Below are 26,827 nucleotides of genomic sequence, written 5' to 3'. Positions count from 1 at the left end.
GTTCACTCGACACCGGCAACCCACGTCCGATTGCAGCCCGAGGCCTTCGGCCCCGAGTCAGCCCCCATACCGTCTAGACGGCACTCATCGCCGATGAGATTTCGGCGATCCCGCAGATCGGTCAACAGATGCGCGGGAGCTGCTCCCCGAGTTCGCGATCGATGACGCGGGTTGTGCCGAACGGTGTGTTGGTCACGGCCATGCCGGAGTGCTCGGCGACGACACGGCCGATGATCGTGGCGTTCACCCCTTCTGGCCGGGCACGCATCGCGGCGAGTACCGTGGCGCTTTGCGACGGATCGACGAAGGCCACGATTTTCCCTTCGTTGGCGACCTGTAGGGGATCAAGCCCGAGGAACGAGCATGCCGACGAAACTGTCTCCGGCACTGGGATTGTGGCCTCGTCCAGTTCGACCCCCACCGACGCCGCCTTGGCGATCTCCACGACCGAGGCGACCAGTCCGCCACGCGTCGGGTCCCGCAACGCATGCACAGCGCCCGGCGCACCCGATGCCGCGCAAGCCGCCAGCATCGCCGCGACGAGTCGGTGTAGGGGCGCGCTGTCGGTGGTGACGACGGTGCCGAAGTCGATGCCTTCGCGCACGCTCATGATCGCCACCCCGTGCTCGCCGATATTGCCCGATACGATGATGTGGTCGCCGGGGCGCGCCCGCTCAGGTCCGATCTCCACACCTGGCGGGACGACGCCTACGCCGGCGGTGTTGATGAAAAGCTGGTCGGCACTGCCTTTCCCGACGACCTTGGTGTCCCCGGTGACAATCGTGACCCCGGCCTTTGCCGCGGCCTTGCCCATGGTCTGTGCGACGGCTCCGAGCACGACCAGTTCCAGCCCCTCTTCTACGATGAAGCCCGCGGTGAGTCCGATCGGCACGGCGCCGCTGCACGCCAGGTCGTTGATCGTGCCGTTAACGGCGAGGTCGCCGATGTTGCCGCCCGGGAAGAACAACGGCTGCACGACATAGGAATCGGTGGTTACGGCGATTCGGCCGGCAGGCACATCCAGCAGCGCCGAATCGCGGCCCGGCTTCCCCGTGGATCCGAAGGCAGGCAAGAACAGATTCTCGATGAGTTCTTCGGAGAGCACACCGCCCCCGCCGTGGCCGAGCATGATCCGTTTCGTCTCGCGCAGCGGCAGCGGGCATACCCAGTTCGCCGGGTCAATGGTCATGGGCGCCTCAGGCATGTGCCGGTGCCCCCAGCCGACGGAACTGGTAATAGGCGGCGCATGCACCCTCGCTGGACACCATCGTCGCGCCCAGCGGAGTACGTGGCGTGCAGGACTTTCCGAAGGCCGGACACTCGTTGGGCTTGAGCAATCCCTGGAGCACCTCACCGCTGTGACACTCGGCGGACTCTTCGACCTCCAGGTGCCCGACACCGAACTCTCGCTCCGCATCGAACGCCGTGTACCGGGGTGAGAGCTTCCAGCCCGATTTCGGAATCATCCCGATACCGCGCCAGGGTCGGTCGGTGACTATGAAAACGTCGTCCAGCGTCTGTTGCGCGACCACGTTGCCCGCGTTGTTCACGGCACGTGGATAGGCGTTGCGCAGTTCGGCCTTGCCGTCCTCGAGCAGGTCGACCAATTGGCGCACTCCTTCCAGCAGGTCGAGCGGCTCGAAGCCCGACACTACGATCGGCACGCCGTACTTCTGCACCAGCGGAGCGTATTCCGAGGTCCCCATTACCGTGCAGACGTGGCCCGCGCCGAGGAAACCCTGCACCCGGTTGGTCGGCGAACTCAGGATGGCCGTCATGGCGGGTGGCACCAGCACATGGGAGACCAGCAGGTAGAAGTTCGTCAGGCCGAGTCGCTGCGCGTGAACAACAGACATCGCGTTGGCCGGTGCGGTGGTCTCGAAGCCGACGCCGAAGAACACCACCTTCTTGTCGGGATTGTCAGCGGCTATCCTGGTGGCATCCAACGGCGAATAGACGATACGCACGTCTCCGCCGCGCGCCCGAACGCTGAACAGGTCCTGATGGCTGCCCGGCACGCGGAGCATATCCCCGAACGAGCAGAAGATCACGTCATCACGGGACGCGATCTCCAGTGCGCGGTCGATCATTTCCAACGGAGTGACGCAGACGGGACAGCCGGGGCCATGGATGAACTCGACGGCATCGCCGAGCAGTTGATCGATACCGTTGCGGATTATCGAATGTGTCTGTCCACCACAGACTTCCATTATCGTCCAGGTCCGGGAGGCGCGGCGCTTGATGTGTTCGACCAAAGTCCGCGCGGCCAGCGGGTCGCGGAATTCATCTAGATACCTCATGCCGGAGTCCTCCCGGTCTGGGTCCTACTCTGTCCTTCTGATCCGGCGAGTTCCTCGTCGAGCACCCCGAGGCGTTCGAACATTTTGAGCGTCTCGTTGGCCGATGCTTCGTCGAGGCGCGTGATTGCGAAACCCGCATGCACGATCGCGTATTCACCGATTTGCATGTCCGGTAGATAGGCGAGGCACACCGTCTTCGTAGTGCCGCCGAAATCGACGGTCGACATCTTGGTGCCGGACTCGTCCCAGATCTGCACCACCTTCCCGGGAATTCCTAGGCACATCTGCCGCTCTCTTTCTGTCCGGGGTTCCAGGCCGCCGCGATGACGGCCTGCCCCAACGCCAGCCCGCCGTCGTTGCACGGCAGTACCGCATGCGTCAGCACTTCGAACCCAGTGGTGGTCAGCGTCTCCCCGAGCCCGGCGAGGAGGAGGCGGTTGACGAACACGCCGCCAGTGAGCCCCACGGTGCCGATATCGGCCCGTCGCGCGCAGTCGGTCACCGCCACCGCCGTCGCTCGGATCACCGCGTGGTGGAAACCGGCCGCGAGATCGGCCACCTCGGCCCCCGCGCGCAAACCGTCGACGAGACCGGCGATAACGGGGGCAGGATCCAGAACACCGGCCTCGACGCCGAAGTCCAACGGCACCGCCCTGCCGGTGCGGGCCGCATGCTCGAGTTGGACGGCGGCCTGACCCTCGTACGTCACCAGCTGACAGACGCCGATAAGGCTGGCCACCGCGTCGAACAGGCGCCCCATGCTGCTGGTTGGCACACATCCCAGGCCTCGGGGAAGCTGTTGACGCAGAATGTGGATACCGGATTCGCCGACTGCTCTCACCGCGGGCAGCCTGGCATCCCATTCGATCCCCGCACGGTCCAGAAGATCCAGCGCGATCCGTGCGGGGTGACGAACAGCTTCGTCACCGCCGGGCAGCGCAAACGGCTTGACGTGGCCGACCCTAGTGAACACGGATGGATCGGTGATCGTGAGAAACTCACCGCCCCAGATGGTTCCGTCTGTACCGTAACCCGTCCCGTCGTAGGCGACGGCGAGGATCGGCGCACCTAGGCGGTCATGCTCCGCCAGCAGCGATACCGCATGGGCGTGGTGATGCTGCACCCGCATGACGGTCTGACCCTGGCGCATTGCCCATTTCGTGGTCGCGTAGGACGGATGCATATCGCAGGCGATCAGATCGGGCTGCCGATGGGTCATGGACGCCAGATGGTCATATGCCGACTCGAAACAAGACTGGGTGCGCGGATCGGACATATCGCCAAGGTGGGACGAAAGATGTGCGCGACCGTCGGCGGACATCAGGCAGAAGGTGGTCTTCAGGTCTCCCCCGGTCGCCAGGACCACCGCCTGCGTCCGGACACCGCGCACCGTGACGGGCAGCGGTGCGTAACCCCGCGAACGCCGAATGGGGACCGCGGCGCCGTCGCCGGCCAGCGCCACTACCGAGTCTTCGCACGGGACGTGGATCGGGCGGTCGTGGGCGATCACTCCGTCGGCCAGTCCGTCGATCCAGTCGCTATCGTCGTCACGGAACACGATCGGTGATCCACCGAGGTTAGCCGACGTCATCACCAACGGTTGGGGGCCCAGTCGGTCGAACAACAGGTGGTGCAGGGGCGAATAGGCCAGCATCAACCCGATCTCCCCAAGCCCGGGTGCGACGGCCGCCATTACTGCCTCGTCTCGTGCAGGCACGAGCACGATCGGTGCGCAGGGCGATGAAAGCTGCCGCGCTGCTACATCATTGATCACCGCGATCCGGCTGGCTGCAGCGAGGTCGGCGACCATCACAGCGAATGGCTTGACGGGTCGGCTCTTTCGCCGGCGCAGGTCCGCGACGGCGACGGCGTTGTGGGCGCGGCACGCCAGGTGATAGCCACCGATGCCCTTGACCGCGACGATCAAACCGTCTGCAAGGGCCGCCGCCGCAGCGGCCAGTGGTTCGCCCGCGCCTGGCCCCGACCAGGACAACGTGGGACCGCAGTCGTGGCAGGCGATGGTCTGGGCATGGAACCGGCGGTCGGCCGGGTCGTGATACTCGGCGGCGCATCTCACGCACATCGGGAACTTCGCCATCGTCGTTGCCGGCCGGTCATAGGGCAGGTCGGTGATCACGGTGTACCGCGGCCCGCAGTTAGTGCAGGTAATGAACGGGTGGCCGTAGCGCCGGTCGCCGGGTGCACGCAACTCACGCAGGCAGTCGTCACAGATCGCTATATCAGGCGGCACGAGCGTGCGCCGATCGCCGGGAACGCGGCGGCTTTCGACGATCGCAAAGCCTGAGTCCCCTTTCGGCGCCAGCCTTGTCACCGCCAGCTCGTCGATGCGTGCCATCGGCGGCGGGCGATTGCGGATCATGGTGACGACGGCGTCAACCGCACCGGCCGCACCTTCCAACTCGCAGTGCACCGCACCCGCGTCGTTGTAGACGAATCCACCTACGCCGTGCTCGATCGCCGCGCGGGCGACGGCGGGCCGGAACCCGACGCCCTGAACGACGCCGGTGATCTCGAGCCGGAGTCGCACGCTCGGTACAGATACGCTCGGACTGCTCCTCATGGACCTCCTGAGCAGCGTTGGCCGGCTGTGCCCGATGGGCTGCCGACACGGGCCGGTCACCTCAGGCTAGACCTGGCAAACTACGACGACAATCACCATTAGGAACAGAATGGGAGCACCATGGCAGTGTGCACGAACTCTCATTGTGTCAGGCCATCGCTGGTGTAGTCAGGCCGCACGCGGTCGGCAGGCACGTCGATATCGTGCGGGTCCAGGTAGGCGCCCTGCGCCAGGTGGTACCAGAGTCGCTGGAGTTCTGCTGGTCGCTGCTGCGGGAACACGAGGGCATGCCCGATGCCAAACTGGAACTCGAGTTCATCGCGGCCGAGGTGGTCTGCCGGTCTTGCGGACAACGCTGTGAGATCACGTCGAAATGGTCGGTGCTGTGTCCGCTGTGCGACAGCGCCGATGTCGAGGTCGTGCGCGGCAAGGAGTTTCTGGTGACGTCACTAGACGTCACCTGACCGAGCGAAAGGTCTCACGATGGGCAGATTCCATCGTCACGACGACGGCGCTGCGCACAGCCACGAGCACACCGGCAGCAGCCACGACCACGGCGACCACACCGGCTACTCGACCGGTACGCTGCGGGTCGACGTACTGGAATCGATCTTCGCCGAGAACGATGTCAGGGCAAAAGTCAACCGAGAAGCGTTCGAGGCCAACGGTATTCGGTCGCTGAATCTCATGAGCTCACCCGGTTCCGGCAAGACCACCGTGCTGGGTGCCACGCTCGACGAGCTCGCCGGGCAGCTCGCGGTCGGGATCATCGAGGGTGATATCGCTACCGACCTGGACGCAACCAAGCTGGCCGGCCGGGGCGCGCAGATATCGTTGCTGAACACCAGCAACGGCTTCGGCGGAGAGTGCCATCTCGACGCGCCGATGGTCAACCGGGCGCTGCAGGGCCTCGACCTGCCCGCGCTGGACCTGGTCATCATCGAGAACGTCGGCAATCTGGTTTGCCCCGCCGAGTTCGATGTGGGCGAGCACGCCAAGGCGATGGTTTATTCGGTCACCGAGGGTGAGGACAAACCATTGAAGTACCCGGTGATGTTCCGGTCGGTCGACGTAGTCCTGCTGAACAAGATCGACCTGGTGCCTTATCTCGACGTGGACATCGACCAGTGCATCGCCCACGTTCGCGAGGTCAATCCCACCGCGACCATCCTGCCCGTCAGCGCACGCACCGGCTCTGGGATGCAGGAGTGGTTTGGTTGGCTGAGACGATTTGTCGACAGTGCCCTAACTTGAGCGAAATCCGCTGTCCACCTTAGGGATACCGCTGCGACCAGGGTGCCTGTGAAATGGCTGTCGCGCCGATATCAGCCGGCGGCTCCTGAGAGGACAGTTAGACCTTCGTACCTGTCACCTCGAATCCGTTGACAACAACGTGTGATCTGGGCCACGCTGGGTCTAGCGACGCGCAAGTGGGCCGAAGGGCGACTCCTGCGCCGCAGGGATCCCAGCCCGGTCCCGGGAAGCTTCAGCATGCTCACGGAAGCAGCAGTCAAAGCCGAACAGACATTGATCCACGTTCTCTGGATCAACGCCGGACTCAGTTGTGACGGCGACTCGGTCGCACTGACCGCCGCCACGCAGCCCAGCATCGAGGAGATCGCGCTCGGCGCCCTCCCCGGTCTCCCCCAGATCGCCGTGCACTGGCCGCTGATCGACTTCGAATGCGGACCCAATGGTGGAGCCGACGATTTCCTCGAATGGTTCTTCAAGGCCGACCGCGGGGAGTTGGAACCGTTTGTGCTCGTCGTCGAGGGGTCGATACCCAACGAACAGCTGCACAACGAAGGCTATTGGTGCGGATTCGGTAACGATCCCGCGACCGGACAGCCGATGACCACCAGTGAGTGGCTCGATCGACTGGCGCCGAAAGCCACCGCGATCGTCGCTGTCGGAACCTGCGCCACCTACGGTGGAATCCATGCCATGGCGGGCAACCCGACCGGTGCGATGGGTGTTCCGGACTACCTCGGCTGGGAGTGGAAGAGTAAGGCGGGCATACCGATTGTCTGTGTGCCGGGCTGCCCCGCACATCCCGACAATATGGCGGAGACGCTGACCTACCTGCTGTACATGGCTACCGGCCAAGCGCCGATGATCCCGCTCGACGAAGCCCTGCGCCCGAAGTGGTTGTTCGGGAGGACGGTTCACGAGGGCTGCGACCGGGCCGGCTACTACGAGCAGGGTGACTTCGCGACCGAGTACGGATCGCCGAAGTGCATCGTCAAGCTGGGCTGCTGGGGACCGGTGGTGAAATGCAATGTGCCCAAACGTGGTTGGATCAACGGTATCGGTGGCTGCCCCAACGTCGGCGGCATCTGCATCGGCTGCACGATGCCGGGATTCCCCGACAAGTTCATGCCGTTCATGGATGAGCCGCCGGGCGGCAAGATCTCCACCACAGCGTCGGGACTGTACGGGTCGGTGATCCGCAACCTGCGCCAGGTGACGGGGCGGACGGTGGACAAAGAGCCCAAGTGGCGTCACAAAGGCCGCGAACTCACCACCGGCGCGCAACGCACCTGGTAGTCGGTGTCAATGGAATTGCCGCGCGCCAGCGGTATTTCAGTAGTCAATTAGAGAGCGAAGTCTGATGACAACGATCATCCCCGAACCGTCGCAAGTAAAGCGGGATCCCGGTTCCCTGGTCGAAATGGCGTGGGATCCGATCACCAGGATCGTCGGCAGCCTCGGCATCTACACGAAGATCGATTTCGAGAACCGCGAGGTAGTTGAGTGTCACAGCACCTCGTCGATCTTCCGCGGCTACTCGATCTTCATGAAGGGTAAGGATCCGCGCGACGCTCACTTCATCACCAGCCGCATCTGCGGGATCTGCGGTGACAACCACGCCACCTGCTCGTGCTATGCGCAGAACATGGCGTATGGCGTCAAACCCCCGAACCTCGGCGAATGGATCGTCAACCTCGGCGAGGCGGCCGAATACATGTTCGACCACAACATCTTTCAGGAGAACTTGGTCGGGGTTGACTATTGCGAGAAGATGGTGGCCGAGACCAACCCGAGTGTTCTGGCGAAAGCCGAGAACACCCTCGCGCCCCACTCCGCCGCGCACGGGTACCGGACCATCGCCGACATCATGCGCTCCCTCAACCCCTTCACCGGCGAGTTCTACCGCGAAGCGCTGCAGGTCAGCCGGTGGACCCGAGAGATGTTCTGCCTCATGGAGGGCCGGCACGTCCACCCGTCGACACTCTATCCCGGCGGAGTCGGGACCGTCGCGACGATCCAGCTGATGACGGACTATATGACTCGGCTGATGCGCTATGTCGAGTTCATGAAGAAGGTCGTGCCCATGCACGACGACCTCTTCGACTTCTTCTACGACGCGCTCCCCGGGTACGAGAAGGTCGGGCTGCGCCGCACGTTGCTCGGCTGTTGGGGCTCCTTCCAGGACCCCGACGTCTGCAACTTCGCCTATAAGGACATGGAGAAGTGGGGCAACGCCATGTTCGTCACCCCCGGTGTCGTCGTCGACGGCAAGCTGGTTACGCATTCCCTGGTGGACATCAACCTCGGCATCCGGATCCTTTTGGGCAGTTCGTATTACGACGACTGGACCGATCAGGAAATGTTCGTCAAGACCGATCCGCTGGGTAACCCGGTTGACCGCAGGCATCCGTGGAACCAGCACACCAATCCCCGCCCGCAGAAGCGCGATATGGACGACAAGTACAGCTGGGTGATGTCACCACGCTGGTTCGACGGCACCGACCACCTGGCGCTCGACACCGGCGGCGGACCGCTGGCCCGGTTGTGGTCGACCGCGCTGGCCGGCCTGGTGGACATCGGCTACGTGCAGGCCACCGGTCACAGCGTGAAGATCAACCTGCCCAAGACCATTCTCAAAGGGCCGGTCGAGCTGGAGTGGAAAATCCCCGAGCACGGCAGCAATACGTTGGAGCGCAACCGCGCCCGCACCTACTTCCAGGCGTACGCGGCAGCGTGTGCGCTGCATTTTGCCGAGAAGGCATTGGTGGAGATCCGCGCCGGACGGACCAAGACGTGGGAGAAGTTCGACGTGCCCGACGAGGCCATCGGCTGCGGATTCACTGAGGCGGTCCGTGGAGTTCTGAGCCATCACATGGTCATCAGGGACGGCAAGATAGCGAACTACCACCCGTACCCGCCCACCCCGTGGAACGCCAATCCGCGCGACACCTACGGCACACCGGGACCGTATGAAGATGCGGTGCAGGGCCAGCCGATCTTCGAGGAGAATGACCGGGAGAACTTCAAGGGCATCGACATCATGCGCACGGTGCGAAGTTTCGATCCCTGCCTGCCATGCGGTGTGCACATGTACCTCGGAGACGGCAAGTCCCTCGACAGGCTGCATTCGCCGACCCAGTCGGTCACCGGGGAGTGAACGACGAGGCGCGTTGGCGCACCGCGGGTGATCGCATGCAGACCCTTCTCGAGGCCAGCGCCACAGGCGGTCCCGTGGCTCGTGAGCGGGCCGAACAGCTGGTCCGCGAAGTGGTCGACCTCTACGGCGCGGGGCTGGCACGGGTACTGCAGATTGCGGCGCAACACGATCCCGCAGTCGTGGAACACTGCGCCACCGACGATTTGGTGGCCAGCCTGATGCTCGTGCACGGCTTGCATCCGCACGACGTGCACCGCCGTGTCGCCGACGCCCTCGACAGCGTCCGACCGTATCTCGGTTCGCACGGCGGCGATGTCGAGCTGCTCGAGATCATCGGTGGCACGGCGCGGCTCAGGTTTGCCGGCAGCTGCAAAAGTTGCGCCTCGTCCGCGGTGACACTGGAGCTGACGGTGGAGGACGCCGTGCGCAGCGCCGCTCCCGAGATCAGCGAGATCGAAGTCGTTGCGGCTGAACCGGCTCCGGCCTCGACCGTCATCCCGGTCGAATCCCTGCTCAGCCGGGTGCACTCGGAAAGCCACGGCGGTGCGAGCTGGCACCCGGTGCCCGATCTGGCCGATCTGCACAACGGTGAGGTCGGCGGTTTCATGGTGGCGGGAACCTCCGTTCTCGCCTGCCGGATCGGCGACGAATTGTTCGCCTATCACGACCGGTGCGGCAGCTGCGACGCTTCGTTGGCCGGCGCCGCGCTGCACCGGCGAATGGGCGGGGCAACCGGCGGACCCGTGCTGAGGTGCCCGCGCTGCCGCGCCCACTTCGACGTCATCCACGCGGGCGCCGCCGTCGACGCCGAGCTGGGCACCGCTGTGCACCTTGATCCCATCCCCCTGCTGGTGCGCGACGGCGTCTTGTCGATGGCGGTCCACGCGACAACCACGGCGGTGCCGTGATGGACAGTGCGTACGACGTGCTGGCCCGCATCCGGGCCACCAAGGCGCCCCAGCCGGCCGGGGAACGCTGTGAGATGTGTTCGGAGGATATCGCCGACGAACACCAGCACGTCGTGAACGTCGAAGGCAGACAGCTGATGTGCGTCTGCCGCGGCTGTTATTTGTTGTTCACCGACAGCACCGCCCAGCTGCGGTACCGTTCGGTGCCCGATCGCTATCTGCACTTCCCCGATCTCGCACTGGGCCGCCTGGAGTGGGAGGCCCTGCAAATCCCTGTCGGGCTGGCGTTCTTCTTTCGTAACTCGGCGCTGGACAAGACAGTCGGCTTCTATCCCGGCCCGGCCGGTGCCACCGAATCGGAATTGGACCTCGACGCGTGGTCGCTGATCACCACCGCGGACGCCAGGCTGACGATGCTGACCGATGACGTGGAGGCGCTGCTGGTGCGGGTGCCCGACAACTCAGGCCGGGACGGTGACCCCGAGTGCTATCTGGTGCCGATAGACGCCTGCTACGAGTTCGTCGGCAGGTTGCGGATGCTGTGGCGCGGTTTCGACGGCGGCCAGCAAGCGCGCAGCTACATCGACGAGTTCTTCGACCAGATCACCGCGCGCTGCCGGGAAGTCAGCAGGGAACGCGCGTCGTGACAGAGGTGACTTTCGCCGTACTCGACGTGGCCCCCGAACCGTACGCGGTGAGCCCTGCGCTCACCGCGCAAATCGCCGTGGTGGCAGACGATCCCGTGCATGCCATCGCGTTGCGCTGCCAGGTGCGCATCGAACCCCTTCGCCGGCCGTACCGCGATGACGAGGCCGCCGGGCTCACCGACATGTTCGGCCCGCGCGAACGGTGGGCCAACACCCAGCGCACCTTTCTGTGGCAGCACACCGCGGCAATGGTGCAGGGTTTCACCGGCAGCACCCAGGTGGCGCTGCCGCTGGAATGCACCTACGACTTCGAGGTGACCGGTGCGAAGTACCTGCACGCGCTACGCGAGGGCGCCATCCCGCTGCAATTCCTGTTCAGCGGAACCATTTTCCGCCCACCCCTGGCGAACGGCCAACGAGGATTCGCCGTGCAGCAGGTGCCGTGGGACCAGGAAGCTCAATACGACCTGCCAGTCAGTGTCTGGCACGACCTCATCCAACAGCATTACCCCAACAGCGGCTGGGTGCGGCTTGGCCATGACACGGTGACAGCGCTGACCTCCTACAAATCCGAGCGGGGCATGCTCGACATCGACGAGGCGGTCACCTCGCTGTTGGCGGGCGTGCGGGCCGGAGAGCTCCGGTGAGCACGGGCTGGGACCGGGCCCGCACCATCGCCGACGCAGTGCTTTACGAGGGCTATCTGCTATACCCGTACCGCGCGTCGTCCGCCAAGAACCAGTCCCGTTGGCAATTCGGGGTTTTGGGGCCGCCAGGAGCGGCGGAGACGGCGCTCGGCGAGGACGACACCCTTTCGGCGCAGTTCCTGATCGACGGCGACGCGACGATCACACTGGTGGTCAGGTTCCTGCACCTGCAGCGGCGTGCGGTCGAGAAGCGCACCGAAGACGGTCGTTACGAGCCGGTCGACGAATTGACCGGTGCGGGAACGTCCTGGCTGACCTGGGATGAGGCGGTGGAGTCCGAGCTGACCTTCGGTCCGCTCGATCTCGGTGACGGCGCGCAGTCGTGGACGTACCAGGTGGCGGCGCCGGCGGCCAGCGCCATCGACGAGGTCGATGGCGGCCGGCTCGTCCGTTCCCGTCGCGCCGTGCATGGACGCCTCACGGTGACAGCTGAATCCGACCACGGACTGTGGCGGGTCACCACCGCGCTGCACAACACCACCAGGGTCGCAGACGATCTCGCCTGCGATAAGGACGCCATTATCGCCGCGTCGATGATCGGCACCCATCTCATCGCCGAAGTGAGAGGAGGGCAACTGGTCTCACTGCTCGACCCGCCCGACTCGGCGGCAGCTGCGGTGGCCGAGTGCCACCAGCACCGCTGCTTCCCGGTGCTGGCCGGACCGCCGGGTGACGATGCGCTCCTGCTGATCTCGCCGATCATCCTCTATGACCACCCCGAGATCGCCGAACAGAGCGAGGGCGCCCTCTACGACTCGACCGAGATCGACGAGATCCTCACGCTGCGGGTGATGACGATGACCGACGAGGAGAAGGCACAGGCCCGCGCCACCGACCCGCTGGCCGCCCAGATCATCGACCGCTGCGATGCGATGACGCCCGAGGCGATGCAGCGGCTGCACGGTGTCCTTCGCGACCCGCACCCCGGGCTGATCCCCGAGATCCCCGACGGAGTCGACTGGTGGGACCCGATCGCCGACAACGCTGTTGCCCCCGACATCGACGCCGTCCTGGTCAACGGAGTCCGGGTGGCGCGCGGCAGCAAGGTACGGCTGCGGCCGTCGCGGCGGGCCGACGCACAGGACATGTTCTTCGCGGGCAGGCTCGCCACCGTCACTTCGGTGCACGAGACCGTCGACGGAGATCAGCAGGTCGGGGTGACGGTCGACGACGACCCGGCCGCCGAACTGCACGACTGGTATGGGCGATATCTGTATTTCGCACCCGATGAACTCGAGCCGTTGAAGTCAAGCCTGGAGACACACACCGAGAGGAGCTCGACATGGCAACAATAGGGTGGATAGCGACGGCCGCGGTTGGCGCCATCATCGTCGGCGGCGTGGTGGTGGGCGTGATATCCGTCCCCGACATCCGCCGCTACCTCAAGATGCGGAGCATGTAACCCACGTCGCGCATACTCGTCGCCGGCATCGGCAACATCTTCCTCGGAGACGACGGATTCGGTCCCGAGGTGCTGCGGCATGTGGCAGCTCAGCCGGCCGACGAACGGGTCCGGGTCACCGATTACGGCATCCGCGGCATGCACTTGGCCTATGACCTGCTCGACGACTGGGACGCGCTGGTGCTCGTCGATGCCATCCCCGACTGCGGCGCCCCCGGGACCGTCCGGGTTTTCGAGGCCGATCACGAAACACTGTCGACTCCAAACGGGTTCGATGCCCACAGCATGGATCCCGGCGCGGTGTTCGCCAGCCTGGCCGCCCTCGGCGGCACCGCGCCCCGGACTGTGGTGATCGGCTGCGAAGTGCAGACCGTCGCAGACGGAATCGGGTTGAGCGACGCGGTCAACGCCGCGGTGCCCGAAGCCGTGCTGGCAGTGCAGACAGTGGTGACGATGCTGCGGGAGGGCTGAGCGATGTGCCTCGGAATTCCAGGACAGGTGATCCGGATGCTGGATGGTTACGGCGATCAGCTGGCACTGGTCGATGTCGCGGGCGAGAACCGCAAGGTCAACATCGGCATGCTGCCCGAAGAGACTTTCTGCCCGGGCGACTGGGTGATCATCCACATGGGTTTCGTGGTCGAGAAGACCGATAGGGCAGGCGCGGACGAGGCGATGGCCGGCCTGCGGCTGATGGGATCGGGCCTCGACGAACCCGGTAAGGGTCAGCCGTGACCACGGTGTCCAACACTCCACTGCCCGGCCGTGAGTTGTTCGCCAGCTACGCCTTTCCACCCAACGAGCTGGGCTATTGCGGACCACCTGATTCGTCGGTACTGATCAACGGTCGCGGCCCGGCCGCCATCGACCGGCACGCCAAGGGCTTCGACGGCGCCTGGCCCTATCTCGAGGAGATCGCGGCAGCGTCCGGCCGCGACGACCCGCTGGACTCCGAGGTGGTTCGGGCTTACTGGGTCGGTGGCCCGCTGCTTGCGCGGGTGGACGGGCACCGCATGCTGAACCGGTTGCGATCGGCGCTGCCCGGCCAGCCCACCGGCCTGCTCGCGGACATCGACGACCATTCACCGGTGTTGGCTCACCACAGTTTCCACGTGTTCGCGGTGTATCCGTGGGTGCGTTTCCTCGATACCGATCCCGGTCATCCTCTCCGGATTCTGCAGTCCTGCCGGATCCGCTGGGGCGTCGTAGATTCCGTCGATGATGACCATGTCTTCATAACCTCACCGCCGGTCCGCTACGACCGTGGCCTCCTCGTGCTCGGCGACCCGGTGCCCGAACGGGTCCGTTGGCGCCGCCACGACGGGGTGTCACTGGCCCCGCGACCGGCGCCGGGTGCGACGGTTGCCGCCCACTGGGACTGGGTGTGCGGCACCATCGACGGGCCGGGGCGTGAAGCGCTGGCCGCCGCCACCTGCTCGACCCTGAACCTGGTTAACCGGGTCCGCTGCCAGTGGCAGACGGGTCAGCGATCGACTTCCCGCCAAATGCAAGCGCCACCGCAGAAAGGGCCGGTGACGCCGTCAGCCGGCGGGTAGTAGCTCGGGTCCGATGAGCTGCAAGCTGCTGCTGCCGGGGGCGCTGCCGGTAACCACGACACCGCCGGTGCGGGGGTCGACAGCGACCGAATTGGCCTGCTGCACGGTGGGGACGTCGCCGAGCACCCGTGGCGTCGCCGGATCGGCGAGGTCGACGACGCGCAGCACGTTCGACGCGGTCAGGGTGACGAACAGCCGGTGCCGTGCGGCATCATATGCCAAGCCGTAGGGTTTGCCGGGGGCGTCCACTGTGGCGACCTGGCTGATCTGGGGATCGACACGCTCGATCAGTACCGCGCCGCCGTCGGTGTCGGCGAACGCCGCCAGCTGATCCGATAGCCCCAACGCGTGGGTCAGCTTCACCCCGACCGGTGCCTGGGCGACCTGCTGTCGGGTAGTGCCGTCATAGACCCAGACTCCGTTGCCCTCAACGTCGGCGACGGCGGCGTAATCGCCCACGGCGGCAACTCCTCCCGGCTGGAGGGGGCCCGCAGGTAGCGACCCGACAACGGCGTCGTCCCGCACGAAGATCACCCCGCCGCCCACCTCGTTGGTCACCACGACGGTGCCCCCGGAGGTGCGCGCGGCGTCGTGTGGTTGGCGGCCGACGCTCGTCACCCTGGAGAGCACCTTTCCGTCAGGCAGGGACAGGTCATCGAGCTCGTTGGACTGCTCCAGTGGTACCAGGACGGGCCCGTCGGGTCCGGCCAGCTCGAGGTGCCGGGCCGCGCCGTTCGTCGGAATCGTTTGGCGCACAGCGCCGGTGGTGGCATCGAAGAACTCGACACCGTCGGGGTCACGTACTGCGACCGCCCCGACGCCCGATGCGCCGATCACGATTCCCTCCGGTGCGTTGCCGATCGGTACCACCATGCCGGCCGCCGGCACGGATGGCGGCCCGGCGCTTCCCGGCTCGGCGGCAGGAGCGCGAGTGGGGGTGAAAACCTGCGCCATTGAACTCGACGGCGCCATGCTGCTCGACGAGGATGCGGCCGGCGAACCGGGCCCAGCGCCACAGGCGACCAGGGCAATGCCGATCAGGCTGGAACAGCCGGTGGCCGAAAGACGACGCATGCCTCACGGAATGCCCAGGAGCGGGTCACGTCAACCAGGGTGCAGGCGCCGCCTAAGTGCTGCAGCCAAACCCGTTGGGATTCTTAGCCGTAGATCAGGGAGAATGCTCCGCCCTCGTCTGGCCGTCAACCTCCTGAGGACCTCCTGATTGTCGTCGCATAATTTGGTCCTACCCGGGTTCGTTGCGGGCTCGCAACTATTGCAGGTTGTTAGCATTCGGGCACGGCAGAGTGCCGTCCCACCAGCGGAGTCCCTCGTCGCGGTGACAACGACGAGCGACGCCGGCGGCACGCAGTGAGTCAGTCGTCCATGGAGAACGCGAGTTTTGAACTGCTTCGAAGCGAGGTCTGTCTTCGTCTGGTGCGACCGGCAATTCCGGCTCCTACAGCGGGCGCGCGACGACCGGTATCGGACTCGAGTGAGCGCCGACGATCGACTACTCGAAGCGGCGGTCGCCACCGAGGGGCCGGACGCCAGCGTCGCAAATGTTTCTCGGCCCAGCGACGCGATGCCGATCCGACGCGAACGCGTCACCCTTGCCCTGTTGGTCACCGCAGTGATGCTGTTGTTGACCGGCTGTCAGGCCACGCCCCCCGATCGCCACGATGACATCGATCGCCTCGGTGCCCAACTCGGCTCCCTGCCTGGTGTTTCAGCAGTCAACACCCGCACCTCGTACAGCCCGGCGCAAGGGCTCATCAATTTCACCATCACGGCCGAGTTGGCTGATGGAATCAGTAGTGATCAGGTCGCGGAGGTCACATCCCGGTATTTGCGTGATCTGCGGACCGCAGCCTTGACGGGATACCGAGCCGAACTTGATCTCACTCACGGGTGGGACTTGTTCGCCGTCGATAGCGGCTGGCTCCCGATCGCTAATGATCGACAGATCGTCGACCAATCTCGTGACTGGATCGCGTTGCGAGGCGAATTCCCCCATGCCACAGTCCGCTTCCGCGCCACCATCAAACACCCCGGCGGCCAGCTCGCCCCCCAGGAGGCCGGCCGGTCGAACAGAGCGACCATTACCATGGCGGACACGGCAGACTACCGTGACGTCGCCACGGTCCTGACGGCACTGTGTTCCAGATTCTCGGCTCTTGCGGGTATGGACTGGGACGTCAGCGCCGGCAAGCTGCACTCGGCACAGATCAGAACCTCGGCCCGCTATCCCACGCCAGCTGAGCTCGGCGTTTGGGATGCGCTCAACTCCGATCAAGCCATCCCCCACGTCGATCGACTCACCATCAACGGTCCGGTTAGTCCGCCGATCTGGTTTGCGGAGAAGACAATTCATTCCCACGACGTCGCCGTCGCGCTCGATCTCGCCCGCAAACACTTACCCGCCGTCGCTACGCTGCCCGGCCCGGTCCTCTACACCGCCTCTGATCAAATATCGGGCCACATCGGCGGCGCCGGCAACGCTCGCGGCCCAGTTGCGATCACCGTGGGCGGCTGCACCAAATATGACCCGCTGGTCTACCTGCCCTCCCCAGCCGAACTCACACTCCTCGACGCCTACGAATCCTGTCACCGATAGCTAACCTCCCCGCCAACGTCGTAATGCGCGGAATCGCATCGCGAGAGGGCTATCCAATGAATCTGGGGACTTCACCCGCAAAGGTTTCGTGTCATGAGTCCAGCTGTGCGCGTCCGACAATTGGCGCACGTGTCGATAGATGGATCTGCGAACGCTGTCAAATGCCGAGACGCGTGCCGCATGGCGACGGTCAGTGAAGTAGCATTTGCCCAGCTGACGGATGGCGACAAGACCAAGACCGACCATCCGGTTCGGGTGTATCGCGACGGTGTCTCAGTTACATCGGCCACAGAGTCTGCCCGTGCACCGCCGAGGCTGCGCGAAGATGTCCGCCCTGCGGACTACCATTTCGGCGGCATACCCGTGCTTGCCGAGTGGATCGCCGGCCGGGGCGCTGCGCGCTTCGGTCCTCTTTTCCCAGGCCTTGATGGAAAGGACGAGCAGTGAGTTACACCGCGGCTGACATCACCGAACTCGACGATGTCCAGCACACACGCCTGCGGCCGGCGGTGAACCTCGGGTTGGACGTGCTCAACACCGCGCTGCGTGAGTTGGTTGACAATGCGGTCGAAGAGGTTGCCGATCCGAGCCACGGTGGGGCATGCGTGACCATCACCTTGCACGCTGACGGATCGGTCAGCGTCGCCGACGACGGTCGTGGTCTGCCCGTCGACTCCGACCCCGTGACCGGGAAGAACGGCATCGTCAAGACACTGGGCACCGCCCGGGCGGGTGGCAAGTTCTCCGCTCACTCTGATGCCACGAGCACCGGGGCCGGGTTGAACGGGATCGGCGCTGCCGCAGCGGTTTTCATCTCGGCGCGGACCGATGTGACGGTGCGCCGCGCCGGCAAGACGTACCTGCAGAGTTTCGGCCGTGGCTATCCTGGCACGTTCGACGGCGAGGAGTTCGACCCAGACGCTCCGTTCACGCGCTCCGACACGCAGAAACTGCGCGGCTTGAGCAACCGGAAGCCGGATGCACACGGCACAGAAGTGCGCATCCTGTTCGACCCGGCCGTGGTGCCCGATTCCAGCGTGGATGTCAACGAGGTACTACTGCGAGCCCACGCGGCTGCGCGGATGTCCCCGGGCGTGCAGCTGATCGTCACCGACGAAGGCTGGCCGGGCGACGAGGTCCGGCCCGAATTGCTCGAACCGTTCAATGGCCCGTGGGGCACCGATACTCTGCTCGACCTCATGTGCGCCGCCGCGGGCACCCCTGCGCCCGGCGTCCGTGCCGTGGTAGAAGGCCGGGGCGAATACACGACCGGCCGCGGCCCGACCCCGTTCCGGTGGTCATTGACGGCCGGCCCCGCCGAGCCGGCTACTGTCGCCGCTTTCTGCAACACCGTGCGCACCCCGGGTGGCGGATCTCATCTGACGGCCGCGGTCAAGGGCCTGTCGGAGGCGCTGGCCGATCGCGCCTCCCGAATCCGAGACCTGGGCCTGGCCAAAGGCGAGGACGGTCCGGAGCCTCAGGACTTCGCGGCGGTGACCGCGCTGGCCGTGGACACTCGTGCGCCGGACGTCGCGTGGGATTCCCAAGCCAAGACTGCGGTGTCGTCGCGGTCCTTGAACGTGGCGATGGCCCCCGAAGTGGCGCGCAGCGTCAACATCTGGGCCGCCAACCCCGGCAACGCGGACGCCGTGTCGATGTGGACCACGCTGGCGCTGGAGGCCGCCAGGGCACGGCGCAGTGCCGAGGGTGCCAAAGCCCGCTCCCGTGCGGCGTCGAAAGCCAAGGGGCTGGGGACGAACCTGTCACTGCCGCCCAAGCTGCTGCCCAGCCGGGAAAGTGGTCGCGGCTCGGGTGCGGAGTTGTTTCTGTGCGAGGGCGACTCAGCACTTGGCACCATCAAGGCGGCGCGCGACGCCACCTTCCAAGCAGCATTCCCGCTGAAAGGCAAGCCGCCCAACGTCTATGGCTTCACCGTGAGCAAAGCCCGGGTCAAGGACGAATTCGATTCGATTGAACGCATCCTGGGGTGCGGTGTGCGGGATAACTGCGATCCGGAGTCGTGTCGGTACGACCGGATCTTGTTCGCCTCCGACGCCGACCCCGACGGCGGCAACATCAACTCGAGCCTCATCTCGATGTTCCTCGATTTCTACCGCCCGCTGGTCAAGGCCGGCATGGTCTATGTGACGTTGCCGCCCCTGTTCGTGGTCAAGGACGGCCAGGAGCGGATCTACTGCCAGGACGAGTCCGAGCGTGACGCCGCGGTAGCCCAGATGAAAGCCACCTCCAAGCGCAAGGTGGAGGTGCAGCGCAATAAGGGTCTTGGCGAGATGGACGCCGACGACTTCTGGAACACCGTGCTGGATCCGCAGCGGCGCACCGTGATTCGGGTGCACCTCGACGACGGCGATCCAAAACTGCACCACACTCTGTTCGGCGGACCGCCGGAGGGCCGGCGCACGTGGATGGCCGATGTCGCCTCCCGCGTCGACACCCTTGCTCTCGACCTCAGCTAGGAGAACCCGTGACCGCCACCCTGGATGTTCCTGAGCAGAATCCGGATCTGGTGCTCGATCAGAGCGCTGACGACTACTGGAACCACTACCAGCTGACCTTCGCGCTCTACAGCGTCAGTGACCGTGCCATCCCGTCCGCGTTCGACGGGCTCAAGCCGGGCCAGCGTCGGCTGCTCTACCAGATGCACGACTCCCGACTGCTGCCAGGAAACAAGCCGCAGAAGTCCTCCAAGGTCTGCTCAGCCGTAACGGGCAACCTGCACCCGCACGGAGGCGCGTCGATGTACGGGGCGGCGGCACTGATGGCTGCCGAGTTCCAGCGCGTGAAAGTCATTGACGGACAAGGGGCTTTCCCTCGCATCCAAGGCGACATCCCCGCCGCTGATCGCTACACCGAAATGCGGCTGTCGGCACCCGGTGCCGCACTGACCGCCGAACTCAACGACCACGCCGTGCCGATGGTCTCGACGTTCGACGGTGAATGGATCGAGCCCACGGTACTGCCCGCCCAATGGCCGGTGCTGCTGTGCAACGGTGCCGTCGGCATCGCCGAAGGCTGGGCCACCAAGGTGCCCGCGCACAACCCGCGCGAGATCATGGCCGCCTGCCGGGCGCTGCTGAAGACCCCGAACATGACCGACGACAGGTTGATGAAACTCATCCCCGGCCCCGACTGGGGTTGCGGGTCCACCGTGGTGGGCACGGCCGGGCTGCGGGAGTACATCACCACCGGGCGGGGTCAGCTTACGGTCCGCGGCACGGTGTCGGTGGACGGGAAGAACGTCGTCATCACCGAGTTGCCGCCCGGAGTCGCGAGCAACACTGTGCAAGAACGGATCCGGGCGCTGGTCGAATCCGGAGAGATGTCCGGGGTGGCCGACATGTCGGATCTGACCGACCGCCGCAACGGGCTGCGCATCGTTGTCACCGCCAAACGCGGCCACAGTGCCGAGCAGATCCGCGACCAGCTGCTCGCCCTGACACCACTGGAGTCGACGTTCGCGGCGAGCCTGGTCGCGCTCGACGAGGACCGGGTGCCGCGCTGGTGGACCGTCCGCGAGCTGATCAGCGCTTTCCTGCACCTGCGCGATTCAGTGGTGCTGCGGCGCAGCGAGTATCGGCTGGACAAGGTCACCGACCGGCGCCATCTGGTGACCGGCCTGATGACCATCCATCTGGATATCGACGCCGCAGTGGCCGTGATCCGCGGTTCCGACACCGTCGATGAAGCCCGCACCGGGCTGCAGGAGCGATTCGCGATCGATGCCGTTCAGGCCGATTACGTTCTGGCGCTGCAACTTCGGCGTCTGACGAAACTCGACGTCATCGAACTGCAGGCCGAAGCGGAGAAGCTGGACGCCGAGTTCGCCGAGCTGACCGAGTTGGTGGGCAACCCCGACGCGCGCCGGGTGGTTATCGACAAGGAACTCGTCGAGACCGCCAAGCTGTTCAAAGGCCCCGAGTTCGACCGGCGCACCGTGCTGGACTTCGCAGCGGTGCCGGTGACCTCCAGTTCGGACGAGGACGGCGCCCGCGAGCGAAAGACCAACGCCGCGTGGCGACTTGATGATCGCGGAGTGTTCTCCGACAGTCACGGTGAGCTGCTGACATCCGGCCTGGGGTGGGCGGTCTGGTCCGACGGGCGGGTGAAGTTCACCAACGGAAGTGGTCTGCCGTTCAAGATCCGCGACATCCCGGTAGCGCCGGACATCACCGGACTGGTGCGGTCAGGCGTGCTGACCGAGGGCCACCACTTGGCGCTGGTGACGCGTCGCGGGAAGGTGCTGCGCATCGACCCCGCCGCGGTGAATCCGCAGGGCGCGGCAGGCAACGGTGTCGCCGGAGTGAAGCTCAGCGGGGACGACGACGCCGTCATCGCTGCGTTACCGCTCACGTGTCAGAACGGCGAAGCGATCCTGTCGACCTCGGAAAAGGGCTGGAAGGTCACCGAAGTCGCCGACATCCCGGTAAAGGGCCGCGGCGGCGCCGGGGTCGGCTTCCACCCGTTCGTCAACGGCGAACAGGCGCTTCTGTCGGTGGCGGTCTCCGCCAGCGGGTTTATCCGCGGCAAGAGGGCTGTGCAGCCACAGAGTCGCGCCAAGGCTTCGGTCAAAGGCTCGGGCAGTGACGTAACACCCGCTACGTAGACGGCGGTTGGAGGCGGCCCATGGTGCCACCCGGCATGGCTCGTCGGTGTCAGGGGCATTTCGAACTCCGCCTGTCAATTTCCTGGATGCCGGTGGTGAATCAACTGAGTGTCGCGGCGGGTATTTGCCGAGGTGAGTGAGAATCAAACGCAGAGTGCATGCGCGGGAGTGGTCAGCCTGCGCCTGCCCACGGTGGGTTTCTTTCGTGCTTCAAAGAAGTCGCCCGCAGGATCGCCCGCATGCTGACGGCCCGAACCAGAACTCAGAAACAGACGTACACGAAGCTCGAATCCGTAGCGTCGGTTTGGGCCCGCTTTTTGAGATCCGCGGTTCGGCGGTTACGAACGGTCGACAGCTCGGTTCCGTTGGCCGAGAGGGCGCTTCGAGGGGCTTTGGTGGTGCCTCCCTTCACGGCATTGTCATTGCTGCTCAGGTTTTCGGCCGGTCGGAGACATTTGACCCGCCTTTTCGGGATAACCAATTTCGGAGCCACCCTCACGTGCCGGCTTCCTGACCTGATCGCGACTTATATCTGGGTCTTCGGGGTGTGGGAACCGGACCTGACTCGCTTCATTGCCACTCGACTCGATGAGGGGGACGTGTTCGTCGACGTCGGCGCCAACATCGGTTATTACTCGCTGCTGGCGGCGCGGTCGGTCGGTCCTTGCGGTGGCGTGGTCGCGGTAGAGGCATCCCCGACAATGTTCAACGAGTTGGATCGAAATGCCCGAGCCGATGCGTTCGGCGATCGGATCCGTCAGGTGAATGCGGCTGCTGCGGCGAAAACAGGAACGCTCACGATCTTCGCCGGTCCCGCACACAATGAGGGGATGTCGACGACTCTGCCGACCCGCGGCCTCCGCGTCGAGTCGACCGTCGATGCGATACCGCTCGATCAGCTCTTGACGTTCGATGAAGTCACTGCGGCGCGGATCATCAAGGTCGACGTCGAAGGCGCCGAACCCGACGTCTTGGCGGGGATGGTGAATTTGATAGGTTCTCTGCGGTCGGATGCCGAGATCGTCGTCGAATTGTCTCCTGACTGGTGGCCTGACCGTCAACTGCGACCGATCGATGTGCTGAGGCCGTTCGTCGATGCCGGATTCCACGTCTACACCCTGCCGAACAGTTACGCAGCGTGGCGCTATCTGTGGCCCAACGTGGTCGGCGACGTACGCCGGTTCCGCGGTGATCTCACCCAACGGGTGTCTCGCCTCGACCTCGTGCTGTCACGTTATGACGGCGACGTACTGCCAGTTGTTAGAGGCTAGTCCAGGGCTACTGAGGGCACCTTTGACTGTGGCGAGTGCGTGCCTAGGCGCATTGCGGGCTCTATGTGGCACCGCTATGGCACTCTCGCTACGTGACCACGTCCGAGAGCGGCGCCGCGCTGTTGGTCGTCGAGGACGACCGGGTGCTCAGCGCAATGCTCGCCGACTTGTTTGCCGATCAGGGCTATCGCGTCGACGCCGCGTATGACGCGCAGCAGGGACTGCATCGCGGCCTGACCGGGACCTACCAGGCGCTGGTCGTTGACCGTGGCCTGCCGGTGATGGACGGATCGGATCTCGTTGCGTTGCTTAGGTCACAAGGCGTTACTACCCCCGCGCTGATCTTGACTGCGCGGGGATCGGTCGAGGACCGTGTCGACGGTCTTGACGCGGGCGCTCAGGACTACCTCGTCAAGCCATTTGAAATCCCCGAGCTGTTAGCGCGGATCCGAGCGCTGGTCCGGCGCACCGATAGCGCCGCAGCCATAATTTGCGCGGGCGGGCTGCGCTTGGACCGTGTCGCGCGCACTGTCTCAGGCAACACTCCGGCAGGAGTCGAGGTGGAATTGTCGGAACGGGAGGCGCGCCTGCTGGGTATTCTGATGGCCGCACCCAAGCGGGTGTTCACGCGTGCGCAGCTTCTCGACACTGTGTTCCTCGGAGTGCAATCCACCGGGGCGGTCGATCTTTACGTGCATTATCTGCGCCGAAAATTGGGCCGGCAGGTGGTGTCCACGGTTCATCGCGCGGGTTATCGGTTTGGGCTGGAATGAGGCTGCGACACCGGTCGATTGGGATCGTCCAACATGAATCACATACCCCGGCCAGCGATCTGGCGTTAGTCCGCCGGGCCGCACGATTCATGGCAATCCGGGCCTCGCTGGCTCTTGCGCTGGTGCTCTTCGTCGTCGGAATTGTCGTGTACATCGTCGACGCCAGGGCACAGAACCGCCAGATGACCGCCGAACTGCAAAGAGTGGCCAGCATTGCCGATGACGCGGACGATGCCCCACCGGACATGGAACTGGCGATACGGACCCGCAGTGGGAAAGTGTCCCACAGCGACGGTGGCCTCCCGGGGGTGGCACTCCTTTCGGGCCCAACAGGATTCAGCAACCTCGACACTGAGGGCCGACGCTACCGCACGCTGGTGGTGGACCGGCCGTCCGCGCGGATCGTGGCGATGATGGATCTCGCCCCCTATCATGCTGCCCGCGACCGACTGCTGTTGTCGCTTGCCGTCGCCGAGTTGGCCGGCATCGCCGCCTCAGGTGCCGCTGTTGTGTTGTTCACCCGCCGGTCGGTGCAACCGCTTGTTCAGGCGCTGGCACTGCAGCGCCGCTTCGTCGCCGACGCATCTCACGAATTGCGCGCGCCGCTGACAGTGCTGTTTACCCGAGTCCAGCTGCTGGCGCATCGGGTCGATCCTGCCCTCAGAGGCGAGGTCGATGCCGTGGTCGCCGACACCCGGGCGCTGGGCGAAATCGTGGGTGACCTGCTGGCGTCGGCGACGATGACGGCACGCCGGCCGGCTTCCGAGCGGGTGGACATGTCGGCCATCGCCGAGTCCGTCTGCGCGAGTATGGCGCCCTTCGCCGAATCCCAGGGCGTAACACTGCGCAATCAACTCGAAAATGGCGATACTGCGGCAGAATTCGAGGTGACGGGATCAGAGACGGCACTGCGGCGCGCATTGACGTCACTGATTGACAACGCGCTAGGTCACGAACATCCCGGCGGCACAGTCGATGTGACAACAAGTCGCAACGACTCAGCGGTGAGCTTTGTGGTGAAAGACAACGGCGTCGGTATCGACCCAGAGACCATGAGCACCCTGTTTACCCGGTTCTCTCCGGGTACCAAGCACACCGCCAACGGCCGCGAATCGCACGGCATCGGGCTGGCATTGGTGCGCGAGATCGCCCAAGCCCACGGAGGCGACGTCACCGTGGCCTCGGAGCCGGGTGACGGTGCTGTGTTCACCTTCGCGGTCCCCCGCTCGGCTTAGGTGCGGGCGTATGACTTTTTACGACATTCCAACTCAGTTTTCGGTGCCCAGAGCTTGGCTCCTGAATTGGCACTTCCCGACCCGTCAGCGAAGGCGAACCATGTCGCGGATCATCCGTGCCAGGATGTAGACGTGGATGAACGTATCGAGGTTCAACGAGTCATCTCCGCTCCGGCTGCGGACGTCTTCGCGGTCCTGTGCGATCCGCAAGGTCACGTTGCGATCGACGCCACCGGCATGCTGCAGGACGCCGACGGGCAGCCGGTGCGTGCCCAAGGCGACACCTTTGTCGTACACATGAACCGCGAATCGCTCAACGATTATCCATTGGGCAAATACGACGTCACAGTGTCGATCACGCAGTTCGAACAGGACCGGCTCATCGCTTGGACGATCTTCGGCCAGCTGAAGCCGAACATCGGGCACGTGTATGGCTACCGATTAGATCCCACGGACGGCGGAACGGCGGTCACGTCGTTTTACGACTGGTCCGAGATCGATCAGCACTGGCGCGACGCCAAGATTTTCCCGATCATCGGCGAGCCGGCATTGCGCGCGACGTTGGGCATCCTCGAACGCGCCGTGCGACGAGGCTATCCGCGGTCGTCAACCTAGAGGGCACCCGCGTGTCAACGTTGGCTTGGCCGGCACCCTTTTGCTCTCTCTGGGAGTCCACGGTGCACATGGCCGAGTTGACCCAGTTCGGCCAGCACGCGCGTGGCGACCGAACCCACGGCATCGGCGAGGGCTCGCCACAAATCGTCGGTCCCGGTGTGGCTCGTGCCGCAGCCGCACGAGCAATTGGCCGCGTTGATCAGGATGGCTTTGGCGTGCAGGTTGTAGGGCAAATGCATCACGTGAGGAGGGTCATGGGATTGCGCCCCGTAGACCTGCTCGAAATGGCTCCGAATTATCTCGGGCGCCGCTCCGTTCCTGGTCAGGGAAGACGTCATGGGCTCTCCGGTGTCTGCGAGCAGCCCCAACAGGAGATGCACCGATCCGAGGAAGCCACTCCCGTAGCGATAGGCCTCGTAGTGGGCAGCGGTCACCGCGGCCTTCGCCGACTCATCGAGAGTGCCCAACGCTCGGGCAAGCTGAGCCGTGCTCATATCGCCCCTGGGTAAGGGCGCCCCCGCGACCATCATGAGAGCCTAACAATACGATCGTATTGCTCCAATACGATCGTATTGGACGCTCAGTAATTTGCCAGCGGCTCCTCGCTGGCGCTCTATCTGTTGAGCTGGCCTCCGATGAGGGTGTTGACCGCCTGCTCCCACCGGCTGAGCTGGCCGGGGCTGGTGAAGGCCTCAGGAAGATAGCGGTCCACGTGTCGGCGAAAGGTGATGGCGCCCAGCGTCAAAATCAAAGGATTGAGACCGGCCCAGACGGTGTCGAGGTCATCTATGGTGGCACCACCACGCGAGAGGTCGTCCCACCGTTGGATGCCCAAGGAGGCCACGGCGTCGAAAAACGCCTTGCCTGCCGCGGTGCCCTCGACCACTTGTCGAGCCACATAGTCCAGAACCGGTAAGTGATCGCCAAACAATGCCGTTACTCGCCGGCCCACCTCGGGAATCGACTCGGTGGCCGATGGCGGCGTGGGCTCGGCCATGGCCGTACCAATGATGCGCAGCGCGTAGCTGTCCACGGCTTCGATCAAGCCGTCCTTGGAACCGAAGTAGTGCTGGATCAGGCCAACAGACACCCCGGCGGCTTTCGCAATGATCTGCAGACTGGAATCTGCCGACCCACGGGCGGCGAGAACCTCCAACGCCGCTTGCACGATGGCGTCTCGTCGCGA

Annotated in this window: 27 protein-coding genes; 20 read left to right on the top strand and 7 right to left on the bottom strand. The window is 65.0% G+C overall.

All coding sequences use genetic code 11. From position 1 onward, the window contains the following. Positions 1 to 121: 121 nt before the first annotated feature. From hypE to hypF, 4 genes are read right to left on the bottom strand one after another with little or no spacing between them, the layout of a single operon-like run. Positions 122 to 1,204 (bottom strand): hydrogenase expression/formation protein HypE, encoded by a 1,083-nt coding sequence (hypE, locus tag CG716_RS22070; RefSeq protein ID WP_094483242.1) that lies wholly within the window; start codon positions 1,202 to 1,204, stop codon positions 122 to 124. Then, positions 1,197 to 2,300, bottom strand: coding sequence for a hydrogenase formation protein HypD (gene hypD / locus CG716_RS22065; RefSeq protein ID WP_094483241.1), 1,104 nt, complete (start codon positions 2,298 to 2,300; stop codon positions 1,197 to 1,199). Before hypD ends, hypE begins: the two co-directional genes overlap by 8 nt. Next, positions 2,297 to 2,584, bottom strand: coding sequence for a HypC/HybG/HupF family hydrogenase formation chaperone (locus CG716_RS22060; protein ID WP_094483240.1), 288 nt, complete (start codon positions 2,582 to 2,584; stop codon positions 2,297 to 2,299). The genes hypD and CG716_RS22060 overlap by 4 nt, the downstream gene beginning before the upstream one ends. After that, positions 2,575 to 4,848 carry a carbamoyltransferase HypF gene (hypF, locus tag CG716_RS22055; RefSeq protein ID WP_337360775.1) on the bottom strand — a complete coding sequence of 758 codons (2,274 nt, stop codon included), beginning with the start codon at positions 4,846 to 4,848 and terminating at the stop codon, positions 2,575 to 2,577. Before hypF ends, CG716_RS22060 begins: the two co-directional genes overlap by 10 nt. 161 nt (positions 4,849 to 5,009) lie before the next feature. Here hypF and CG716_RS22050 point away from each other — a divergent pair, with 161 nt between their 5' ends. The 12 genes from CG716_RS22050 (at position 5,010) to CG716_RS21995 (ending at position 14,509) form a co-directional block, all read left to right on the top strand. Continuing rightward, positions 5,010 to 5,345, top strand: a complete 336-nt coding sequence (locus CG716_RS22050; RefSeq protein WP_094483238.1) for a hydrogenase maturation nickel metallochaperone HypA — start codon at positions 5,010 to 5,012, stop codon at positions 5,343 to 5,345. A 19-nt stretch (positions 5,346 to 5,364) separates the two neighbouring features. Continuing rightward, positions 5,365 to 6,135: a hydrogenase nickel incorporation protein HypB gene (hypB, locus tag CG716_RS22045; protein ID WP_094483237.1), complete on the top strand. Its 771-nt coding sequence runs from the start codon at positions 5,365 to 5,367 to the stop codon at positions 6,133 to 6,135. Positions 6,136 to 6,372: 237 nt separating this feature from the next. Beyond that, on the top strand, positions 6,373 to 7,428 hold the full coding sequence (locus CG716_RS22040; RefSeq protein ID WP_094483261.1) for an NADH-quinone oxidoreductase subunit B family protein: 1,056 nt from the start codon (positions 6,373 to 6,375) through the stop codon (positions 7,426 to 7,428). A gap of 64 nt (positions 7,429 to 7,492) precedes the next feature. Continuing rightward, on the top strand, positions 7,493 to 9,289 hold the full coding sequence (locus CG716_RS22035; protein ID WP_094483236.1) for a nickel-dependent hydrogenase large subunit: 1,797 nt from the start codon (positions 7,493 to 7,495) through the stop codon (positions 9,287 to 9,289). A gap of 35 nt (positions 9,290 to 9,324) precedes the next feature. Further along, on the top strand, positions 9,325 to 10,197 hold the full coding sequence (locus CG716_RS22030; RefSeq protein ID WP_234817952.1) for a NifU-related iron-sulfur-binding protein: 873 nt from the start codon (positions 9,325 to 9,327) through the stop codon (positions 10,195 to 10,197). Beyond that, positions 10,197 to 10,844 (top strand): DUF5947 family protein, encoded by a 648-nt coding sequence (locus tag CG716_RS22025; protein WP_094483234.1) that lies wholly within the window; start codon positions 10,197 to 10,199, stop codon positions 10,842 to 10,844. Before CG716_RS22030 ends, CG716_RS22025 begins: the two co-directional genes overlap by 1 nt. After that, positions 10,841 to 11,491 (top strand): DUF6084 family protein, encoded by a 651-nt coding sequence (locus CG716_RS22020; protein ID WP_094483233.1) that lies wholly within the window; start codon positions 10,841 to 10,843, stop codon positions 11,489 to 11,491. The genes CG716_RS22025 and CG716_RS22020 overlap by 4 nt, the downstream gene beginning before the upstream one ends. Further along, entirely contained in the window at positions 11,488 to 12,846 is a 1,359-nt protein-coding gene (locus CG716_RS22015) for a hypothetical protein (protein ID WP_094483232.1), read from the top strand. Before CG716_RS22020 ends, CG716_RS22015 begins: the two co-directional genes overlap by 4 nt. Next, entirely contained in the window at positions 12,834 to 12,953 is a 120-nt protein-coding gene (locus CG716_RS31370) for a DUF6893 family small protein (RefSeq protein WP_094483231.1), read from the top strand. The genes CG716_RS22015 and CG716_RS31370 overlap by 13 nt, the downstream gene beginning before the upstream one ends. Before the next feature lie 12 nt (positions 12,954 to 12,965). Further along, positions 12,966 to 13,424, top strand: coding sequence for a hydrogenase maturation protease (locus tag CG716_RS22005; RefSeq protein ID WP_094483230.1), 459 nt, complete (start codon positions 12,966 to 12,968; stop codon positions 13,422 to 13,424). 3 nt (positions 13,425 to 13,427) lie between these two features. Then, entirely contained in the window at positions 13,428 to 13,688 is a 261-nt protein-coding gene (locus CG716_RS22000) for a HypC/HybG/HupF family hydrogenase formation chaperone (protein WP_094483229.1), read from the top strand. Continuing rightward, a complete protein-coding gene (locus CG716_RS21995; protein ID WP_234817951.1) occupies positions 13,685 to 14,509 on the top strand; it encodes a DUF6390 family protein in 825 nt (274 codons plus the stop codon). The genes CG716_RS22000 and CG716_RS21995 overlap by 4 nt, the downstream gene beginning before the upstream one ends. Here CG716_RS21995 and CG716_RS21990 read toward each other — a convergent pair. Further along, complete coding sequence (locus CG716_RS21990; protein WP_094483228.1) at positions 14,495 to 15,583, bottom strand: YncE family protein; 1,089 nt, start codon at positions 15,581 to 15,583, stop codon at positions 14,495 to 14,497. The two genes, CG716_RS21995 and CG716_RS21990, sit on opposite strands and share 15 nt — an antisense overlap. Positions 15,584 to 16,001: 418 nt before the next feature. On the opposite strand from CG716_RS21990, the gene CG716_RS21985 reads away from it, so the two are divergent. From CG716_RS21985 to CG716_RS21950, 8 genes are all read left to right on the top strand, one after another. Then, positions 16,002 to 17,123, top strand: coding sequence for a hypothetical protein (locus CG716_RS21985; protein WP_094483227.1), 1,122 nt, complete (start codon positions 16,002 to 16,004; stop codon positions 17,121 to 17,123). Between the two features lie 180 nt (positions 17,124 to 17,303). Further along, positions 17,304 to 17,570: a hypothetical protein gene (locus CG716_RS21980; protein WP_094483226.1), complete on the top strand. Its 267-nt coding sequence runs from the start codon at positions 17,304 to 17,306 to the stop codon at positions 17,568 to 17,570. Continuing rightward, on the top strand, positions 17,567 to 19,600 hold the full coding sequence (locus CG716_RS21975) for a toprim domain-containing protein (RefSeq protein ID WP_094483225.1): 2,034 nt from the start codon (positions 17,567 to 17,569) through the stop codon (positions 19,598 to 19,600). The genes CG716_RS21980 and CG716_RS21975 overlap by 4 nt, the downstream gene beginning before the upstream one ends. Positions 19,601 to 19,608: 8 nt before the next feature. After that, positions 19,609 to 21,747 carry a DNA gyrase subunit A gene (locus CG716_RS21970; protein WP_094483224.1) on the top strand — a complete coding sequence of 713 codons (2,139 nt, stop codon included), beginning with the start codon at positions 19,609 to 19,611 and terminating at the stop codon, positions 21,745 to 21,747. Positions 21,748 to 22,202: 455 nt separating this feature from the next. Continuing rightward, positions 22,203 to 23,018 (top strand): FkbM family methyltransferase, encoded by an 816-nt coding sequence (locus tag CG716_RS21965; RefSeq protein WP_165774240.1) that lies wholly within the window; start codon positions 22,203 to 22,205, stop codon positions 23,016 to 23,018. Positions 23,019 to 23,110: 92 nt separating this feature from the next. Further along, complete coding sequence (locus tag CG716_RS21960; RefSeq protein WP_094483222.1) at positions 23,111 to 23,791, top strand: response regulator transcription factor; 681 nt, start codon at positions 23,111 to 23,113, stop codon at positions 23,789 to 23,791. Positions 23,792 to 23,880: 89 nt separating this feature from the next. After that, positions 23,881 to 25,026, top strand: coding sequence for a sensor histidine kinase (locus tag CG716_RS21955; protein WP_234817950.1), 1,146 nt, complete (start codon positions 23,881 to 23,883; stop codon positions 25,024 to 25,026). Positions 25,027 to 25,158: 132 nt separating this feature from the next. Next, positions 25,159 to 25,641: an SRPBCC family protein gene (locus CG716_RS21950; protein WP_094483260.1), complete on the top strand. Its 483-nt coding sequence runs from the start codon at positions 25,159 to 25,161 to the stop codon at positions 25,639 to 25,641. A 14-nt stretch (positions 25,642 to 25,655) separates the two neighbouring features. Here CG716_RS21950 and CG716_RS21945 read toward each other — a convergent pair whose 3' ends face one another. Both CG716_RS21945 and CG716_RS21940 read right to left on the bottom strand, forming a co-directional pair. Next, complete coding sequence (locus CG716_RS21945; protein ID WP_165774239.1) at positions 25,656 to 26,135, bottom strand: Clp protease N-terminal domain-containing protein; 480 nt, start codon at positions 26,133 to 26,135, stop codon at positions 25,656 to 25,658. A 119-nt stretch (positions 26,136 to 26,254) separates the two neighbouring features. Beyond that, positions 26,255 to 26,809, bottom strand: coding sequence for a TetR/AcrR family transcriptional regulator (locus CG716_RS21940; RefSeq protein WP_234817949.1), 555 nt, complete (start codon positions 26,807 to 26,809; stop codon positions 26,255 to 26,257). Between the last annotated feature and the right edge of the window lie 18 nt (positions 26,810 to 26,827).

The sequence above is a fragment of the Mycolicibacterium sphagni genome, assembly GCF_002250655.1.
In the GTDB taxonomy this organism is placed as follows: Bacteria; Actinomycetota; Actinomycetes; order Mycobacteriales; family Mycobacteriaceae; genus Mycobacterium; species Mycobacterium sphagni.
Note: the sequence above shows the minus strand (reverse complement) of the source record. Positions and strands in the feature narration are given on the sequence as shown.